21 protein-coding genes and 1 tRNA gene are annotated in these 19,093 nt (G+C 47.5%); 9 read left to right on the forward strand and 13 right to left on the reverse strand.

Annotated features, from left to right (window positions below; translation table 11 throughout):
• Positions 1 to 54: 54 nt before the first annotated feature.
• The 8 genes from efp to KRX19_01965 form a co-directional block, all read right to left on the reverse strand.
• On the reverse strand, positions 55 to 624 hold the full coding sequence (efp, locus tag KRX19_01930; GenBank protein ID MBV7433771.1) for an elongation factor P: 570 nt from the start codon (positions 622 to 624) through the stop codon (positions 55 to 57).
• A 35-nt stretch (positions 625 to 659) separates the two neighbouring features.
• Positions 660 to 1,751 (reverse strand): redox-regulated ATPase YchF, encoded by a 1,092-nt coding sequence (gene ychF, locus KRX19_01935; protein MBV7433772.1) that lies wholly within the window; start codon positions 1,749 to 1,751, stop codon positions 660 to 662.
• Between the two features lie 217 nt (positions 1,752 to 1,968).
• Positions 1,969 to 2,544, reverse strand: coding sequence for an aminoacyl-tRNA hydrolase (pth, locus tag KRX19_01940; GenBank protein MBV7433773.1), 576 nt, complete (start codon positions 2,542 to 2,544; stop codon positions 1,969 to 1,971).
• A gap of 10 nt (positions 2,545 to 2,554) precedes the next feature.
• A complete protein-coding gene (locus KRX19_01945) occupies positions 2,555 to 3,247 on the reverse strand; it encodes a 50S ribosomal protein L25/general stress protein Ctc (GenBank protein ID MBV7433774.1) in 693 nt (230 codons plus the stop codon).
• A gap of 64 nt (positions 3,248 to 3,311) precedes the next feature.
• Positions 3,312 to 4,250 carry a ribose-phosphate pyrophosphokinase gene (locus KRX19_01950; GenBank protein MBV7433775.1) on the reverse strand — a complete coding sequence of 313 codons (939 nt, stop codon included), beginning with the start codon at positions 4,248 to 4,250 and terminating at the stop codon, positions 3,312 to 3,314.
• A gap of 54 nt (positions 4,251 to 4,304) precedes the next feature.
• Positions 4,305 to 4,380, reverse strand: a tRNA-Gln gene (locus tag KRX19_01955).
• A 216-nt stretch (positions 4,381 to 4,596) separates the two neighbouring features.
• A complete protein-coding gene (locus KRX19_01960) occupies positions 4,597 to 5,124 on the reverse strand; it encodes an outer membrane lipoprotein LolB (GenBank protein ID MBV7433776.1) in 528 nt (175 codons plus the stop codon).
• Positions 5,114 to 6,784, reverse strand: coding sequence for a tetratricopeptide repeat protein (locus tag KRX19_01965; GenBank protein ID MBV7433777.1), 1,671 nt, complete (start codon positions 6,782 to 6,784; stop codon positions 5,114 to 5,116). Before KRX19_01965 ends, KRX19_01960 begins: the two co-directional genes overlap by 11 nt.
• Before the next feature lie 75 nt (positions 6,785 to 6,859).
• On the opposite strand from KRX19_01965, the gene hemA reads away from it, so the two are divergent.
• From hemA to prmC, 3 genes are read left to right on the forward strand one after another with little or no spacing between them, the layout of a single operon-like run.
• The gene (gene hemA, locus KRX19_01970) at positions 6,860 to 8,140 is read left to right on the forward strand and encodes a glutamyl-tRNA reductase (protein ID MBV7433778.1); all 1,281 of its coding nucleotides are present in this window, start codon (positions 6,860 to 6,862) and stop codon (positions 8,138 to 8,140) included.
• A gap of 3 nt (positions 8,141 to 8,143) precedes the next feature.
• Positions 8,144 to 9,223 (forward strand): peptide chain release factor 1, encoded by a 1,080-nt coding sequence (prfA, locus tag KRX19_01975; GenBank protein ID MBV7433779.1) that lies wholly within the window; start codon positions 8,144 to 8,146, stop codon positions 9,221 to 9,223.
• Between the two features lies 1 nt (position 9,224).
• Positions 9,225 to 10,046, forward strand: coding sequence for a peptide chain release factor N(5)-glutamine methyltransferase (gene prmC / locus KRX19_01980; protein ID MBV7433780.1), 822 nt, complete (start codon positions 9,225 to 9,227; stop codon positions 10,044 to 10,046).
• 502 nt (positions 10,047 to 10,548) lie between these two features.
• Here the strand turns inward: prmC and KRX19_01985 are convergent.
• Positions 10,549 to 10,824 (reverse strand): hypothetical protein, encoded by a 276-nt coding sequence (locus KRX19_01985; protein MBV7433781.1) that lies wholly within the window; start codon positions 10,822 to 10,824, stop codon positions 10,549 to 10,551.
• Positions 10,825 to 11,113: 289 nt separating this feature from the next.
• On the opposite strand from KRX19_01985, the gene KRX19_01990 reads away from it, so the two are divergent.
• Together KRX19_01990 and KRX19_01995 are read left to right on the forward strand one after the other, a co-directional pair.
• Positions 11,114 to 12,400, forward strand: a complete 1,287-nt coding sequence (locus KRX19_01990; protein ID MBV7433782.1) for an SH3 domain-containing protein — start codon at positions 11,114 to 11,116, stop codon at positions 12,398 to 12,400.
• A gap of 34 nt (positions 12,401 to 12,434) precedes the next feature.
• Positions 12,435 to 13,229, forward strand: coding sequence for an RsiV family protein (locus KRX19_01995; protein ID MBV7433783.1), 795 nt, complete (start codon positions 12,435 to 12,437; stop codon positions 13,227 to 13,229).
• 82 nt (positions 13,230 to 13,311) lie between these two features.
• On the opposite strand, the gene KRX19_02000 is transcribed toward KRX19_01995, so the two are convergent.
• Both KRX19_02000 and KRX19_02005 read right to left on the reverse strand, forming a co-directional pair.
• Entirely contained in the window at positions 13,312 to 13,659 is a 348-nt protein-coding gene (locus KRX19_02000; protein MBV7433784.1) for a Spx/MgsR family RNA polymerase-binding regulatory protein, read from the reverse strand.
• 29 nt (positions 13,660 to 13,688) lie between these two features.
• Positions 13,689 to 14,822 (reverse strand): serine/threonine protein kinase, encoded by a 1,134-nt coding sequence (locus KRX19_02005; GenBank protein ID MBV7433785.1) that lies wholly within the window; start codon positions 14,820 to 14,822, stop codon positions 13,689 to 13,691.
• Between the two features lie 288 nt (positions 14,823 to 15,110).
• On the opposite strand from KRX19_02005, the gene KRX19_02010 reads away from it, so the two are divergent.
• From KRX19_02010 to KRX19_02025, 4 genes are read left to right on the forward strand one after another with little or no spacing between them, the layout of a single operon-like run.
• Positions 15,111 to 15,869, forward strand: coding sequence for an META and DUF4377 domain-containing protein (locus KRX19_02010; GenBank protein MBV7433786.1), 759 nt, complete (start codon positions 15,111 to 15,113; stop codon positions 15,867 to 15,869).
• Between the two features lie 3 nt (positions 15,870 to 15,872).
• Positions 15,873 to 16,154: a hypothetical protein gene (locus tag KRX19_02015; GenBank protein MBV7433787.1), complete on the forward strand. Its 282-nt coding sequence runs from the start codon at positions 15,873 to 15,875 to the stop codon at positions 16,152 to 16,154.
• On the forward strand, positions 16,102 to 16,515 hold the full coding sequence (locus tag KRX19_02020; GenBank protein ID MBV7433788.1) for a hypothetical protein: 414 nt from the start codon (positions 16,102 to 16,104) through the stop codon (positions 16,513 to 16,515). The genes KRX19_02015 and KRX19_02020 overlap by 53 nt, the downstream gene beginning before the upstream one ends.
• A 23-nt stretch (positions 16,516 to 16,538) precedes the next feature.
• Positions 16,539 to 16,928 (forward strand): hypothetical protein, encoded by a 390-nt coding sequence (locus tag KRX19_02025; protein MBV7433789.1) that lies wholly within the window; start codon positions 16,539 to 16,541, stop codon positions 16,926 to 16,928.
• Between the two features lie 174 nt (positions 16,929 to 17,102).
• Here KRX19_02025 and fghA read toward each other — a convergent pair whose 3' ends face one another.
• Together fghA and KRX19_02035 are read right to left on the reverse strand one after the other, a co-directional pair.
• On the reverse strand, positions 17,103 to 17,945 hold the full coding sequence (fghA, locus tag KRX19_02030; protein ID MBV7433790.1) for an S-formylglutathione hydrolase: 843 nt from the start codon (positions 17,943 to 17,945) through the stop codon (positions 17,103 to 17,105).
• Between the two features lie 10 nt (positions 17,946 to 17,955).
• The gene (locus KRX19_02035) at positions 17,956 to 19,065 is read right to left on the reverse strand and encodes an S-(hydroxymethyl)glutathione dehydrogenase/class III alcohol dehydrogenase (GenBank protein ID MBV7433791.1); all 1,110 of its coding nucleotides are present in this window, start codon (positions 19,063 to 19,065) and stop codon (positions 17,956 to 17,958) included.
• Between the last annotated feature and the right edge of the window lie 28 nt (positions 19,066 to 19,093).

Genomic DNA, 19,093 nt, shown 5'->3' on the forward strand with positions numbered 1-19,093 from the left:
TTAGATCACTGTTATACAATGCGATACGCTAAAAGTGCATATCGTATACCACCACTATTCTTTTGCACGTCCGAGATATTCACCGCTGCGCGTATCAACGCGGATTACATCATCAATGGACAAAAATAACGGCACACGCACAACTGCGCCTGTCTCCAAAGTCGCTGGCTTACCGCCACCACCTGATGTATCACCACGCAGACCCGGATCAGTCTCAACAATACGCAGGTCAACGAAATTCGGTGCTGTTACACTGATGATATTTCCATTCCACAGAATAACAGTACACATATCCTGTTCACGCATCCATTTTTCGGCATCTACGACCGCACTTGCAGGCGCTGGTAATTGCTCGAAGCTTTCTGGGTCCATGAAATACCAGTTGTCATCATCCTTATACAGATACTGCATATCTGTTTCATGAACGTCTGCTGCTTCAACGCTATCACCAGATTTAAATGTCTTTTCCAATACACGACCGGATTTCAAGTTACGCACTTTAGTACGGTTAAATGCTTGGCCTTTACCTGGCTTGACGAACTCATTCTCAACAATAGTATATGGATCGCCATCAAGCATGATCTTCAAACCACCACGAAATTCATTAGTTGAATAATTAGCCATAAATTTTCCTCAAGTTAATCAGTATCTAATTTTGTTTATACATTGAAGCGGAAGTGGATAACATCCCCTTCTTTGACGTGATAGTCTTTGCCTTCAAGACGCCATTTTCCTGCTTCCTTAGCGCCTTGCTCTCCGCGACAGGAAATAAAGTCTTCGTAAGCGATAACTTCTGCGCGAATAAAGCCCCGCTCAAAGTCAGTGTGAATGACTCCGGCAGCTTGTGGTGCAGTTGCATTCTTGGGCATCGTCCATGCACGAACTTCTTTGACTCCAGCCGTAAAATACGTACCTAAATCCAACAGCTCGTAGCCCGCACGAATAACTCTATTCAGCCCCGGCTCTTCAAGCCCGTATTCAGCGAGAAGCTCAAGCTGTTCGTCTTTCTCCAACTGGGCAAGTTCGGCCTCAATCGCAGCACATACAGTAACCACAGCAGCATTTGTTTGCGCTGCTTTTTCACGAACTGCACGGACGTGGTCAGTATCATCTGCACCATCTTCATCGACATTAGCGACATACATCATCGGCTTCATGGTCAACAAGAAAAATTCACGAGTCGCTTTGCGCTCTTCTTCATTGAGATCGCAAGTACGCGCTAACTCACCATCTTCAAGGTGGGGCAGCAATTTGGCGATGACATCCAATTTCAGCTTGGCATCTTTGTCACCACCTTTAGCCACACGGGTAAGGCGCTGCTGTGCTTTCTCGAGTGATGCCATATCGGCAAGAATCAGTTCGGATTCGATCACCTGAATATCAGATAGAGGATCAACTTTGCCGGCGACATGAATCACATCATCATTTTCAAAGCAGCGCACGACTTGTGCAATAGCATCTGTCTCGCGAATATTGGCGAGGAACTGATTACCAAGGCCTTCACCTTGAGCAGCACCAGCCACCAGACCGGCAATGTCAACAAACTCCATTGTCGCTGGTAACACGCGCTCAGGCTTGACGATTTCTGACAGCTTATCTAAGCGTGGATCAGGGACATGAACAATGCCCGTATTTGGATCAATCGTGCAGAAAGGATAATTTTGTGCATCAATACCTGCATTGGTCAATGCATTAAATAACGTAGACTTACCCACATTCGGCAAGCCGACAATGCCACAGTTAAAACCCATGGACGCTCCTGTTAAAACGGCAAATACTAGGCATTATATATCAGCGCTTTATAGAACCAAACCATAGTTGACTGAGCCAGAGATATTTATCCGTAAAGATTGAAATAAAAAGACCAAATGGTGGAGTACCTTAGTAGACAAAGTATTCCTTTGATCTCGTTGTTAATGAGGATAAAACCAGATTTTTTAAAAACGGCAAGCTTGTATGCGCCTCTACTCAAGAATGGCATGTGTGAAGCTGATTCATGGCTTTTTCGGGACCATCTTTTAGTAAAACAGGCAGGATACGCTCGGCATCAATCAAGGCATTATCGATTTGCGCCAGGCCAGCCTTCCCCGGTGCTTTAAGCACGTAGTCGACCACTTCATTACGGTCTCCTGGGTGGTCAATACCAATACGTAAACGGTAAAAGTCTTTACTTCCCAAAGCCTTGATGATATCTCGCAAGCCATTATGGCCACCATGCCCACCGCCCAATTTGAGCTTGGCGGTTCCTTCAGGCAAATCAAGCTCATCGTGTACGACCAGTATTTGCTCAGGCTCAATATCGTAGAAGTTCGCAATTGCAGATACAGATTGCCCACTGCGATTCATAAACGTTTGCGGCTTGAGCAAATGCAAAGGTTGGTTGGCAAGAAAAATTTTGCTGTATTCAGCAAAAAACTTTTTTTCTTGCCTCCACAAGCTCTGTTCATGACTATTTAGGTTATCTAATAGCCAAAAACCCGCATTATGGCGGGTTTTGGCATAGCGATCCCCGGGATTGCCGAGGCCAACTATAAGCTTAATCATTGAATCAGGCTTATTCTTTATCGCCTTCTTCAGCGTCACCTTCTTCGGCATCGCTTTCTTCACCAGCAACAGGAACGTCACCAGCATCAACAGTGTCTTCATCTTCTTCCTCTTCTTCTTTCTGAGGATAGACGACTTGTGCAACAGCTGTTTCTTCCAGTTCTTCCTCTTGAGCCAAACGTACACCTTCCGGCATGACGAGGTCACTCAAGTGAATAACAGTACCCATTTCAGCAGCACCCATATCTACCTCAATGTATTCTGGCAGATTGCGTGGGCGGCAGATAATGTCAACAGAAGTGATATAGTGCGAAATAATACCGCCTTCTTCTTTAACACCTGGGCAAGTTTCTTCATTGATGAAGTGCAATGATGCAGTCGCATTCATGTCTTGACCGCGAACGATACGCTGGAAGTCAAAGTGCATGAAAAGTGGCTTGTACAAGTGGTGCTGAACGTCGCGGATAATAACTTCCAGATCTTCCTGACCTTCGATTTTCAGGTTAATGATCTGTGAATAAAAGCTATCAAAGCGAGCATTTTTAACCAGCTCATCTTGCTTGATGGCGATAGACAAAGGCTCACCTTCGCCTCCATAAACGATAGCGGGTACCCAACCTTCACGACGCAGGCGGCGGCTCGCACCTTTCCCATTGTCCTGACGGAGTTCACCGCGCAGTTCATAACGATAGTCTTGAGACATATTTTTCTCCAGTTAATAAAAAAGAGCGCTTGCGACCAGCGCTCTATGGTTTGCCCTGCTTGTGTTAATCCACAAACAGTGACGAAATTGATTCTTCTACGTGAATACGACGGATACTTTCTGCAACCAGACCGGCGATAGAAAGTACACGGATTTTTTCACATTGCTTGGCCTCTTCGCGCAGTGGGATAGAATCAGCAACGACCAACTGATCCAGTCCGCCATTTTCAATATTTTGAACAGCTTTGCCTGACAATACAGCATGCGTGCAGTATGCAGTAACGCTACTTGCGCCGCGCTCTTTAAGCGCTAGTGCAGCATTACCCAGTGTGCCTGCTGTATCAACGATGTCGTCGACAATGATGCAATCGCAACCGCTGACGTCATCACCAATAATATTCATGATTTCAGATTCATTTGGGCGAGGGCGACGCTTATCAATAATCGCCAGCTTCGCCTCGACGCGCTTCGCTGTAGCACGGGCACGAACAACGCCACCGATATCTGGTGAAACAACAATAGGGTTCGCAAAGTTGCGCGTGAGAATGTCGTTCAGGAAGATCGGTGTTGCGTAGATATTATCTACCGGGAAGTCAAAGAAGCCTTGGATTTGGTCGGCGTGTAAGTCCAGCGTCATAACGCGGTCAATACCAACGCTTGCAATCATATTGGCAACGACTTTTGCCGAGATAGGTACGCGAGCCGAGCGTGGTCGACGATCCTGACGTGAGTATCCGTAGTAAGGCATGACCGCAGTAATGCGGTTAGCTGACGAACGACGGAGTGCATCACTAAGCACCAAAAGCTCCATGATACTGTCGTTGGTTGGATAGCAAGTCGGCTGGATGATGAAGACATCTTTGCCGCGTACATTCTCATGCAATTCGACTTGGATTTCCCCATCAGAGAATTTATTGACTGAAGCGTTACCCAAAGGTAAGCCCAGATGTTGAACGATTTGACGGGCTAATTGCGGGTTGGCGTTACCCGTAAACACGGTCATACTGCCTCGAGACACGGCATTCACCTTTAATAATCTTCCGGAAAGAATAAAGAATGGCTGGGGTGGAAGGATTCGAACCTACGCATGCCGGGATCAAAACCCGGTGCCTTAACCACTTGGCTACACCCCAATTTGATGTTTCGCTGTGCGCTAGCGCACCCTGATGTATCTCAGGAAGCGCGTATTATACAAAATCGAACTTGGAGCGCAAGCTTCAATAAAAAAATTATTCCAACAAACTGAAATTAAAATAAAAACAGAAATAAAATATACAGAAGCATTCTAGATGGAGCACAACATACAATCAGGAAACCACTCACATTGGCTATCTAACACTGGTAACGCATCAAATTGGCTTGACGTTATAAGTCACCAATCTTATGCGGTAATCACCTTGAGTCAGCGTCATTCTGCGATAAAAATGTCCTTGCCAATCGCTAACTCGAACGTGCCAGCCATGGCTATCCCACTCCTTTTCCGTGCGTTCCGTAGTTAACCATTCATCGAGTTGATCAATTGGCAATGCTACGCCTAATCTATCCGCAAGCTGATCAATTCCTATCTCTTCAACTTGACCACCTTCATGAACTTGCACTCGATCTCCAGCATAGTGCAGCGCAAGCTGCTCCTGTCCGGTAGGATCGAATAATTGCAGTTGATCTGTTGCAGGGTTATGCATCCAAACGTAGCTTGCGTTAACAGCTTGCTCGGTACAACCCCGATATTCATTGCAGCGTGGGTATTTAATTCCCAGCTTTCCGTCAGCTTGCCAATTGTTATTTGGGTCAAATGATTCATACTGTACAGCTTTCCCGGCACAACCAGCCAGAATAAGTACTGAGAGCCCAATAAAAATTAGTCGCTTAGTCATCATCACTTTCTCCTACATATTCGGCTAGCGCCTGAAGTGCTGGGTTATCCGGCTGAGCCCGGGATTCGTGTTTAAAAACCTCATTTGCCAATGCTTTTTGGCCATTAGCCAATAAAATCTCGATATAGTGTGGCACGATATCCCCACGTCGATAAGCTGCATATGCCCGGCGCGACCACAATAGTGCTTCTTCGATGTTCCCTTGCAAATAGTTTAGCCATGCGTAGCTATCTTGAATTGCGGGAGCATCAGGGTAGGCTGCCAATGCCGCACGGATCATCTCTGCACCTTCATCATGGCGCTCAGTTTCAGTGAGAAGTAGATAGCCGTAAGCATTAAGCGCGTCAATATTAGCTGGATCAAAAGCCAGTAATTCAGCAAAAGCATCGATAGCTGCCGCATTTTCGCCCTGTGCGACCAAATGCTCTGCTTTTGCATAAAGCAAGTCAACCTGTTGCGGATATAACTCAAAGGCCTGATCAAGCAGTTTATCGCCAGCTAGCCAATATTGATGTTCATCGAGCTGAGCAAGCTCAATTAAGTACATATCAAGCGCATAGTCCGGAAAAATATCCCGCAGCTCCGCAAATCTTTCCTGCCCCAGCTGGATGTCTCCATTACTAAATGCATTCAAGGCGATTTGCTGCCGCGACAGCATATACAAAACGGACTCTGAGCCAATCTGAACCAGCATCGCCAGAGCCAAGTTGTCCTCTTTGGCATTGCTGAATATACCAGCTATATTGAACAGGTATTGGTCAAAATCAATATTACCGCTATCGAGTAGTTCCTGATAGCAGGCCAGCGCCATACCAACTTGCCCCGCATTACTGGCCAACCATGCTTGTAACTGCTTAAGTTGCAAGTCATCGGGATTTATTGCCTGCCATTTTTGGACGATCGCCAACGCAGCTTCCCATTGATACTGATCAACCAATATATCGACGTACGCCGAAAGTAGATACTCATTATCAGGGTCTTCTAAGACTAGCGCATCCATCAGCTGAGAGGCATCTTGCAAACGTCCAGTACTGGCCAGTGCTTGAGCCTGCATTAAGCGCAGCTCCTGCCAACGGCCATCCAGTGCAATAGCACGATCAAATGCCTCAATTGCCAAGGAGATTCTGCCCTGCTCTTTTGCCATCAAGCCAACGTAATAATATAAAAAAGGATTATCTGAAAATTTGTCAGCGAGTCGTTTCAGTAGGATTAGACGCTTGTTACTATCTGACAAGTTGGTGAGATAGCGCGATAGCTGCGCGATTTGATGAGGTGAGGCATTGCGCTTAAGCATAATATTGAGCACGTCGTACGCAGCATTGACGCGATCAGTTGCCAGAAGAACCCGTACCAAAGCCCAGTTGGCATCTTGATCACGAGGGAATGTCGCGACCCACTCTCGGGCGATTTTCTCGGCTTGTGCATAGTTTAAGGCATCGATAGCTAAATTATAGGCAAACCGATACGCGTCATACTCACGGCTATCTCGTGCAACATTGGCCATTGTATCCATGGCGCCAACATAGTCACCGCTATGATCAAGAAACTGCGCCGTTAACGCATCGTAAAGATGGTTGGCAGTAGGCGACCACGGCGCTTCCGCATATGCCGCAGAAGAGATGCCCAAGGAAGCAAAAAAGGATATTATTGTGGTTAAGCGCAAAAACGCCCCCATAAAGCTGAAAGCCAGTACGAAATGGCTTAGAATATCACGAAGACAAAAACATGACGAACCATCTTGAGCACTGAGGCCCCCAATTCAACTATTTATGCATTCAGCGTTAGCCACCAGACGGCAGATAGCGCTGTGCGCGAACGGCTGGCGTTCTCTCCACAGGAGTGTGAAGCCATTATGCAGGACTGTTGTGATGCACTTGGTGCGGCTGAAATAAGTATATTATCAACTTGTAACCGAACAGAGTTTTATATTTTCTCCGAGCATCGCCCGGCATTGGCTGCATGGCTTGCCGAATATAAGAAAGTCGATATCAAGCAAATCAGCAAACACTTGCATTGCCACGAAGGTCGTGAGGCCATTCGCCATATATTTCGCGTTGCTTGCGGGTTGGACTCACTGATCCTTGGCGAACCTCAAATCCTCGGCCAACTTAAAGATGCGCATCGCTTGGCCAAACGTGCCGGTAGTGTAGGTTCAACTCTTGACCGCCTTTACCAACAGGCATTTGCCATTGCTAAGCAAGTGCGTAATGCTACCGCGATTGGAGAAAATCCGGTATCGGTTGCCTATGCCGGGGTTAAGCTCACGCACCAGTTTTTTGATGATCACCATCGTCGTACGGCACTCATTATTGGTGCGGGCGAAACAGGCCAACTCACAGCACGCTACCTCAAAGACACCAATATTGGCCGCCTCATTATTGCTAATAGAACCCTGATTAACGCGCAAGCACTTGCAGAGGAAACGGGGGCTTATGCGATTTCGCTCGATCAGCTGCACGATCACCTACATGAAGCAGATATGGTCTTTGGTACTGCCAGAGCTGACCATATCCTTATTACCCGCGATCAAGCCAAGCACGCGATGAAGAAACGCCGCAACAGCTTGCAAGTTTATGTCGACCTTGCCATGCCGCGTAACTTTGATCAAGACATCGAAAAACTTGGTCAGGCGTTCCGCTACGGCATTGATGACCTTGAACAAATCATTGATGACAACGTTCAAGCGCGCAAAGATGCCGCCAAAGAAGCAGAAGTTATGGTTCATTTATACAGCGATGATTTTATTGGCTGGTTGCTATCCAAACCTCAGCAGCAATTGGTACGACGAATCCGCGAAAATGCTAACCAAATCCGCATACAACTGCTCAACGAAGCTTATCGCCGCCTGTCACACGGTGAAGATCCAGCCGTTGTACTTGAGCAAATGAGCTACAAGCTTACCAACAAACTTTTGCACAATCCCAGCGAGCTAGTCCATGCTATTCCGCCTGATCACAAAGATTGGCTGGCTATTGTTGCGGACACTTTTAACATCGAACAAGACTCGAACGAGCGATAACCTATGCACCCGAATATCCTAACCAAGCTTGCTGAACTACGCGAGCGCCATGAAGAACTTAACGCTCTGTTGTCTGATCCTGAAACGGCTGCCGACCCTGATAAACTACGTCGCTACGGTCAGGAGCTGTCCCAACTTGAGCCGATTGTTGCCAACCTTGCCGAGCACGAGCGCATCACAGGTGAACTCGCAGATCTCGATGCTTTTGCCGACGATCCTGACATGGCTGAACTCGCTAAAAGCGAACGTGAAACACTAAATAAAGCACTTGAGCGCTGTGAAGCAGACCTGCAGCGGCAAATGCTCCCTAAAGATCCACTGGATGAAGCCAACGTCTATTTGGAAATTCGCGCCGGTACTGGTGGTGATGAAGCCGCTATCTTTGCTGGTGATTTATGGCGCATGTACGGTAAATACGCTGAAGGCAAGCGCTGGCAAGTTGAAGTTTTGTCTGAAAATGCTGGCGAGCACGGTGGTTATAAAGAAATTATCGCACGCATCAGTGGCAACCGAGTCTATTCCACACTCAAATTTGAATCCGGCGCACACCGCGTGCAGCGTGTCCCTGAAACAGAATCCGGCGGCCGCATCCATACCTCTGCGGCCACCGTCGCCATCCTGCCAGAAAGTGACGAAATACAAGCGATTGAAATTAACCCGGCAGATTTGCGTATCGATACCTACCGCGCATCTGGTGCAGGCGGACAGCATATTAACAAAACCGACTCGGCCATTCGCATCACGCACATCCCAACCGGCACCGTCGTCGAATGTCAGGAAGAGCGCTCGCAGCACAAAAACCGCGCCAAAGCAATGAGTTGGCTGCAAGCAAAGCTGCTCGACGCCGAACGCCAAACCGCAGAAGCAGAGCAAGCTGCTGAGCGTAAAAGCCTCGTCGGCAGTGGTGACCGCAGCGAACGTATCCGTACTTATAACTACCCACAAGGGCGCGTCACAGATCACCGTATCAACCTTACTCTTTATCAGCTCAGCGAAATCCTTGAAGGTGCGCTAGACGTCGTCATAGAACCCTTGCAGCAGGAACAGGAAACCAACGCCCTGCTCGACCTGCAAAACGGCTGATATGTATCTCAGTGAGTGGATTGCCGCACGCCAACACGACCTCGGAGGCGAGAGTCCCGAGTATGATGCGCGGCTTCTTGCTGAGTCTGTCACTGGGCTTAGCCCCACTCGTCAGCGTATCCATAACCCCAAACTTACCAGCGAGACAATAAGTACGCTTAATCAACTCGCTGCTCGCCGCTGTGGTGGTGAGCCGATTGCCTACATTCTTGGCCACCAACCTTTTTACACCCTAGACCTACTCGTCAATCAACATACACTTATCCCACGTGGTGATAGCGAATGTCTCGTTGAAGCGGCTCTTGCACGTCTGCCAGTAGAAAAACCTGCCATAGTTGCAGACCTTGGTACAGGCAGTGGCGCACTCGCCCTTGCCATTGCCAGTGAACGCCCGCAAGCACAAGTGATTGCCACTGACCGCAGTCGCAATGCCTTGACTATTGCCACCGCCAACCGTGACCGTTGTGCTATAAACAACCTCACTTTGCTTTGTGCCGACTGGCTGCAATCCTTTGCGCCAGACAGCCTTGACCTCATCATTAGTAATCCGCCGTATATCGCACCTGATGATCCGCACCTAGATGCACTCGCGTATGAGCCAACTACAGCACTGATCGCCGATGATGATGGCTTTGCTGACCTCTACCACCTCATCGCTCATGCCGCCACTTATCTCAAACCCGGCGGCTGGCTACTACTTGAACACGGCTACCAACAAGCCCTTTCCCTACGCCAATATGCAGCGACCTTTCCCCATTGGCACAATATCAGCACCCTGCAAGACTACGGCAACAACGACCGAGTCACTCTAATGCAGCGGTAATGAAAAAGTGCAATAGAAAAATTCAATACACCACCGCGAAGCCGAAACTTTCCCTGGATTTCATTAGAAGTATTTCCGGTTTTACTCGCTGATAATGAAAGATTATCTCTGGCATGAATCTCACCATTTGGAAAAATGATGGTTACCATCAAGCGGAATTTGTAGCCGAGGGTGACGCAACCATTAATATCCATGTGTCGATCAAATTGCACTATAGCTCGAACATACAATCAATTTCCTTGATGGGTCATTATCATGAGTAACCAGATAAAGCAGATGAATATAAATAAAGCCAAGCACCTTCAAAATTTATAGCGCTTTGCATTGTCGTATCGGTACTTTCTGTACCAATAAGCTTTGTGTGAAATTTAAAGTCTTCAACTATAGCTTTTGTAGCGATAACTTTATCTTTTATTATCCCCTAAGAAGATGGCAGCCATTTAAAGCATATGGATACATTTAAGTTCTAATGAGTACAGCATGCGCTACCTGTAATTTAAAATTATTTGCCTATATCGGCCATTTTTGCTTGCCAATTTGTACCTTTCTCTATTAACCACTCATCATCGATAATCTCAAAAACTCTGCCGCGAAGATATTGTCCTTCTTCTGCTTTCTTTTTCATCAAGTCCTTCCGCTCTGGATTATATAAGCTATCCTTCAGATAGTTATATCTTGCCTCGGCTAGGGTAATTCCGTTATTCGGTCCCGTTATCCAATCCGAATCTTCATTATCAGCCCCTTTATCCTCCCTCCAGCATATTCTTCGATATCTCATAGTTTTCTCTTTCAGGAATGGTTTTAACCAAGCAAGGACGGGCTTCCGCTGGCACTATGTTTAATAGTCCCTCGTGAAGTTAAGAATAAATATAGTATTTTCTTTGTTTGTGATAACAGACAAATTATTGCCTTAATAAACTTTTTAGTGGCGCTATTTATCTATTTTAGATGAATGCTACTGTATGATTTCACTAAACTTTGTTTCTAGAGTATGGGGTTATATCTGCTATATTTACTTTATCCCGTATATATATCTAAGCACAAATTCCTGAACGCGGATAGAAACCATGACCACAAGCACGCATTCTTCACTATTGTATTTATGCAACCGTACTGTACTGAGCATTACCTTGCTTGCCTGTGTATCAGCACATGCTACGCAAATTTGCCGCGTCAGTGGTGTGGCAGCCGATGACACCTTGAATATCCGCAATGGTATCGGCATGAGCAGTTCGGTCATCGGTACTTTTGCCGCAAATGAGGATGGGCTTGAACAATTCAACTGCCAATACAACGGTAATACCGAATGGTGTCTGGTTTCCGATCAGGCACGCCAGCGCACCGGATGGGTTGCCTCGCATTACCTAGACTGCCGTGAAGCTGGTGACGCACAACCAGTTGCAACATCCACACCACCAGCCTTAGCCGCACCCCGGGCGCCCCCCAATCCAACAGCCATTGGCAGCTGGTGTCAGGCGACACCTTATTGCAGCGTTAGCTTCGAAGGTCAAACCTATTACTTCCCGACAGGTTGGAAAGTCACTGCACCATATCACGATACTTACTCTGTCGGTCGCTATCGCACCAAAGCCGCAACCGTGGTCAGTACACGGCAAAGCGATGGCACCAAGGCTTATCTCAACGTCGTTCAGCTCAAGCGCCGCGATTGTAATGACCAACGCTATCCGCTTGGCTCACTGTGCTTTGAGCCGAGTCTGCAACCGGTGACGGCACGAGAGCGCCATATTTTTGGCGGGCTGCCAAATGCCGATATTGCAGACGAGCACAGCCACCCTGCTCCGCTGAGCAACGCAGTCACCGTCATTATCAAAGCCGTTGGCAATCAGGAACCCGTGCGCGAGTGGCAACTGCTCTCCGATGCAGCACTGGATGAATTTTTCAAAGACTTTGGCGAAGATTTACCGGAAGCACCGCCAGAATACCCCTACGTCGTGATGCGCCCCGATACTGACGGCACAATCCGTTTCGATACGCGCTTTAGTGGCCCGGTGTATGTACAAGGTCTCGACGGTGCCGATGAGCCGCACACCACTCAAAAAAGCGATATTGTTATCGAGGCACAACCGGCGACACAATGCTTCCTTATCCCACCACAAGAAGAGGGTAGCGACGAACAGGCACGGCAAGCCATGCTACTGCGCTACAAGCTGCCATATCACTATTCCAGTGAAGGCCACAACTACGGCTTCAATAATGGCACCCAGCCTCCGGTCGGCAGCAACGATGACGGGTACGGACACGGCCCCGACCTGACCTTTAGACTCGCCTCGATTCCTTGCGAACGCCTTACAAGCGGCACCGGCAAAATACCGCCTATGCCGGCACGTCAATAGCAAATACTGATAAACCCCATAACGGAACGACATTATGAAACGTAAAATCTCCCTGCTTATGGCGATATTTACCGCTACCACATCCATCGCTGGCACAGAATTGACCAAAGCACCGGTTATCACCAAACCATTACCCGAGCCTCCACCGCCATGTGAAGAGCCTACAGATGGAGAAGCACTTTACTGCCCGGACAATGAGTACATTCATGTCGAATACCTCAACAGTACCAACAAAACCGCAAACCGCATCGTCAATACTGCCATCAATGAATACATCAGCCCCGAACTTGCAGCGCGTACTGACAGTGCTGACGGTATTCCGAATGACAGCGACTATTATCCTGCTATCGATCAATACATCCGCGACAACAGCACTTCTTATTCCGCAGCCAATATTAATCTTGCCATTGGGCAGCAGCCCACATATTGCGGACTGGAGCAATACGACGTCAGTATCAATTTTTACTCCGGTGGCGCATCGACAGGCTCTCAAAGTTGGCTGTTTGTCTTTAATGGCGATCAACAAATCACTACGGACATGTTAATCATCCCGGAAAAGCGCAGCGAGATTGAGCGTCTGATTGAAGACGCCCTGTTTCGCTACCTGCTCGCAGAACAACCTGACAGTGATGACCCCGATTTTGGCTACCCACGTCTGGGGTGGGAAGATCTTAGCCCGTATTTCAATCTCGCATCCGATGGACTACATTTGCAATATCAGGCTTACGATATCCTGCCGGGTATCTATGGCGATCCTGAACTCGTCTTACCGTGGCAATGGCTTGACAGCATCGTCGAACCACACTTTTTACCGGAAAAATGCCAGTAAGCTAGATAGTGGGAGATGATACTTGTCAGCATAGGCGAATGGCAAAGCCATTCGCCTATGCTGATCATGCCCAAGTTCAGTGCTAAATTAATGACGTCAGCTTATCTTCTTGCCAGCCGAGTAATGCCGGTTCACCTGCAATCTCTATCACCGGCCGCTTAATCAGCGTCGGGTATTCACGCAGCACTGCAATAACAGCTTCATTACCCTGCGCCAGTGCTTCGAGTATTACCGCTTTATGCTCGCGGTAAGTTGTTGAACGCTTGTTAACCAACGCCTCACCAAATTTTGCCAACCATGAGGATAGCCGAGCTTCACTAGGCATCTCCTCACGTACATCAACAAAATCGTAAGTCACTTCATTTTGCTCTAAAAATCGGCGCACTTTACGTACAGTATCGCAATTACTGATGCCGTATAAAGTAATCATTCGCATACTTAGATTATGTAGTTTATTGTTTACACTCTTGTTGGGTCATCAAAATCCTGATTTGGGAAATAGTCCTCACAAGTGCCTTCACGGTAGACATCTGCTGTAGCGCAGTGGATACCGCCGCCGAAGGCGTACGCATCGCGGAATGGGACAGGGATAACGTTCATGCCGAGCTTATCCATTTGCTCCATTTGATGTACTTCACTCGCTTCAACAACGACTGTTTTGTGATCGAGAACAAGGCAATTCATCGACAGCCATACTGAGCTATAGCAAAGTGGTGGTGGTGTGTCATGCGCAGGCTGAGCTGCATCGACGATTTGCCAGTCATTGCGCTCGAAGATAGCGCGTTGTTCTTTAGGCAGCGGACGTACCGGATTGTTGATAATCAAGCCAGGGCGCAATGGGACAAAGGTCGCGTCGATATGAATTGGGTACGGATCGCCAGGGAAGTTGACCGCGTGGACACGCATGTTTGGATATTTACGCTTGAACCATTCCATCGCTTTGCGGTTGGTGGTCAGGCCATGCTGGATGAACAGGTCTTTACCCATGCGCATGACGTCAGCCGCATCAAAGAGGATTTCTTCTTCAGTGGTGACGAAATCCTTGTTTGCGGTGCGCACGAGGCGGTCTTCGAGCGAGATGCGCTCATCGTAGTAGTTGTGCTTGTACGAAGCGTTGGTCAAGCGAGGGCGTGGTGCTTGCGACCAGATAAACTCAGGATCTTCGTCAAAATAGCGCGACAGCAACGGACGAAACGCAAGGTATTCCCAATAACGGCAACGGAACGACATTGCCGCTTCGATGATTTCACTACCGATGGTCAGCAATGTATCGCGTGGCGGCATGCAGGTCATCATTGAATCAGTGCGGAAGTCAGGGGTAATAACCGGCTGATTCCATTGCAGTGGCTCGGGGCGATCAACTGTGATCCCGCGCTCGGTAAGGATTTTGACCAAATTGTCTAATTGGGCGTTGGCTTTTTCGACTGTTTCCAGCGGGCGTGGTCCCCACATACCGCGCATCGGGCTATCGAGCGGGACTTTTTCCGATGTTGCAGGCTCTTCTGGAGGAATACAGCTGTGGTCAGCACGACCGACGATGACGTGCTTGAGCGGGTCAAAGTCGTTCCATGAATTGACGATTTTGGTCATGATTGTTCCTTCGTATTTAGGTGTTTTAGTGGTCTTGCTTTAAAGGGCAAGCCACCATTTTTAGTTATGGAAGCCCAGCAATTCATTTGTAGATTAAAACAATGACTGAACATTCATCTCCATAGACAGGATGCTAACCCATTTTTTGACTGTACCCAAATAGAAATAACATTTAAATAACCTACTGCGTTTGTATTGTGCATAAAATGTGCTTTACCACTGATTGCCCGATCAAAATCAGATGCCATAATCATGCTTATCTACAACCTTGATTAATTCACCGGAAAAACAATGAAAGCACATAGAATCATGCTCACTGCACTCGCTCTGACATCTCTTACCGCCTGTATGAGCAATGGCTCACTGCAAAGCGATACAACTGAGTCGCTAAAGAATTATCAATGGATATTAAACAGCGCCAGCATAAACGGGCAGCGTATTAACGGATTTTTTGTGCAGTTGGATAAACCGCTGACACTATCTTTCCACGACAACAGCGTCAACATAGAAAATACCTGTAATGACATTGGTGGCCAATATAATCTGGATAAAGGCGAGCTGCTCATTGGGCAACTACACACCACAATGGTGGCATGTGCTGATCCAGTAGTGGCGCAACTCGACAAGCTGGTCACTGATTATATTCAAGGTGCACACGAAATGACTGTAGTGACTGGAGTTCAACCACTACTGACCTTGAAAAATGACAAAGCAGTGCTGGTTTTACGCGGTCAAGCAACGCCCGAATCACTGTACGGCAAAGGCGAAACACTATTTTTTGCCGTTGCCCCACAAACAGTACCCTGTACCATCGGCACAATGCAGCACGATTGCTTGCAGGTGCGTGAAGTACATTACAACGAACAAGGCGTGAAAATTAGGGAAGATGCAGATTGGACGGTATTGCACACACCAATCGAAGGCTATGAACACCACGACGGCGTGGCAGACGTGATCCGCGTCCAGCGCTATCAGCGCAATAACCCGCCAGCGGATGCCGGAAGCGTGGTTTATGTCTATGACACGACGGTAGAAAGTACGTTACCGTAGTTTATAGCCAAACGCCTTCAAAATTCATACTCGGAATATAAAATACGTTCTAATTTAGCTGATGACCATAGTAATAATAACCAAGTAACTGGCAAAATAACGATTTTCACCGAACGCAAGGTATATTTAAGTTGTCTTGGTGTGATCAAACAGTTTCAAAATACCTATCCTAATATTGAAATATGCGTGATACACAACAATGGTGGTGTTTTAAAACCAAATACAGGAGCAAATGATGTGCGAAAGAATCAAATACCAGGATATAAAAATATGGTATCTGCATAGTGCTTATGAAAATATTTTAGATCATAAGTTTGCTTATAGAGACAATCTTTCAGACCCGAAATTTAGTAGTAGAGATAATTTTATTCAAGAGTGGAAAGAAAATGAAGATGAGTGGGGTTATGCCTACTATGATTGGGAAACAAATTTTGATTGCCCAATAGAATACTTTATGTTTTATGTAATATCATTAATTACGAATTGTGCAAAAGGACAGGTCGCACATGATTTTTTCATGAAAAAGATTAAATCTTTCTTGGATGAAAATGACTTGCAGAAAATGATTTCAGATTTTACAAGTGAAGAGAGAGAAGAATTTTTATCAGATTTAAAATTGGTTTTAAACAATCAAGAAATAGAATAATTATTTAAAACTGGAAAGTAAAAATGAACCAAAGAAAGAATTTTTTATACATAAGAGATGCTTTTTTACTGGAAGGGTTTGCTTGTAGTACAAAAAGATTTCATGACGGAAAGATCCATAGATGGGTAAAAGATGGAGAAGAATGGCATGGAGCATATCAGGCATGTAAAAAAGAGTTTTCGTTACCTATTGAGCAATTAATGCTTTTACTGATTTATACAGTGTCACTAGCAGGGCGTGATCAGGAACAACATATCATTAATAAAAATAAGATTGATGAAATTATTGAACAATACGGCTTGGAAAATCTAATTAAAGACTTGAGTACAGAATTAGATGAGGATGGCCGTAATGAAAAGACAGAGTTTACGATTGCTTTGAATGCCATACTTAAATTTGAACTCCCCAAATAATAAATCATAAATTTTAATATTAAATTATACTTTCGTATATCCGCACTTATATAGCCAAACACCTTCAAACTTCATACAGTACAATAGTAAAAAGGTTCACGAAAAATACACCTCAAAAAGAAAAGCCTACAGAAATCTGCCGGCTTTTCCAAATAATGAACATGATCGCTATCGTTAATCGGCTGCATTTAACGCATGTGCGTGAAAGGCAATGTGCTGGCCGATAAAGCTGGCAATAAAGTAGTAGCTGTGATCGTAGCCTTTGCGGCGGTTCAGGGTCAACGGATGATCGTATTCGCGGCAGGTGGCTTCAAGCACTTCCGGCTTGAGCTGGCCATCGTGCAGGAAATTATCCGCTTCGCCCTGCTCGATCAGCAGTGGCAGGCGTTCTTCAGCATTGGCAATCAGCGCGTTGCTGTCGTAAGCCAACCACGCATCGCGGTCATCGCCTAAATAGGCGGTGAACGCTTTTTCACCCCATGGCACTTGTGACGGCGCAACGATCGGCGCAAATGCCGACACGCTGGCAAAGGTGTGCGGATTGTTTAGCGCAATCATCAATGCACCGTGGCCGCCCATTGAATGCCCACTGATGCTTTGCTTGCCGTTGACCGGAAAATGCTGGTCGATCAGCGCGGGCAGTTCTTCGGTGATGTAATCGTACATGCGGTAGTGTGCCGCCCACGGCGCTTGCGTGGCGTTGACGTAAAAGCCTGCGCCTTGCCCAAGGTCGTAAGCGTCATCATCGGGGACATTCTCACCGCGCGGGCTGGTATCGGGTGCAACGAGGATGATGCCGTGTTCGGCTGCATAGTGCTGCGCACCGGCTTTTTCGATGAAGTTGCGCTCGGTGCAGGTCAGGCCGGATAGCCAATAAAGCACCGGACAATCTTCACCATCAAGCGCTTGCGGCGGCAGGTAAACGGCAAAGTTCATGTCGCAATCGAGTACGTCGCTGCGGTGCTGGTAAATACGCTGTTCACCACCGAAGCAGCGCCAGTTTTCGGTTTGTTTCATGTGCTATTCCTCAATAATTCATCACGGTGCGGATAGACTCACCCTTCTCCAGCAACTCGAATGCGGTATTGATGTCCTCGAATGGCATGGTGTGGGTGATGAAATGGTCGAGTGGCAATTCACCGCGCATCACTTCTTCGACCATGCCCGGCAGTTCACTGCGCCCTTTCACACCGCCAAATGCGGTACCGCGCCACACACGACCGGTAACGAGCTGGAACGGACGGGTGCTGATTTCCTGCCCCGCACCGGCGACGCCGATAATCACACTCTCGCCCCAGCCTTTGTGGCAGCATTCCAGCGCAGCGCGCATCACGTTGACGTTACCAATACACTCAAAGCTGTAATCCACGCCGCCGTCAGTCATCTCGACAATCACTTCCTGAATCGGGCGCTCGTAGTCGTTAGGGTTAACACAATCGGTAGCACCAAGTTCTTTGGCAAGAGCAAATTTTTCCGGATTCAAATCGATGGCGATGATGCGTTTCGCACCGGCTTTCACCGCACCTTGCACCACGGCCAGCCCGATCGCACCCAAGCCAAATACCGCAACCGTATCGCCTTCGCTAACCTTAGCCGCGTTTTTCACCGCACCGAGGCCAGTAGTGACGCCGCAGCCGAGCAAGCAGACTTTTTCCGGATTGGCAGCCTCGTCGATCTTCGCCAGCGAGTATTCCGAGACTACGGTGTATTCGCTGAATGTGGATGTGCCCATATAGTGATAAAGCGGCTTGCCCTGATAGGAAAAGCGCGATGTACCATCGGGCATCACACCTTTGCCCTGCGTTTCGCGCACGGATGAGCAGAGGTTGGTTTTGCCCGAAGTACAGAATTTGCACTTGCCGCATTCGGCGGTGTAAAGCGGGATAACGTGGTCGCCGGGCTTGACGCTGGTCACGCCCTCGCCAACTTTTTCGACCACGCCTGCGCCCTCGTGCCCGAGTACGGCCGGAAATAATCCCTCAGGATCTTGCCCGGACAAGGTGTAGGCATCAGTGTGGCACAATGCAGTGTGGGTCATGCGCACCATCACCTCACCTGCTTTTGGATCTTCGACGTCGATTTCGACAACTTCCAATGGTTTTCCGGCTTCAAAAGCCACTGCAGCGCGTGATTTCATCATGTGATCCCTTATTGAAATGATACGG

The sequence above is a fragment of the Cardiobacteriaceae bacterium TAE3-ERU3 genome, assembly GCA_019218315.1.
Taxonomy (GTDB): Bacteria; Pseudomonadota; Gammaproteobacteria; order Cardiobacteriales; family Cardiobacteriaceae; genus JAHUUI01.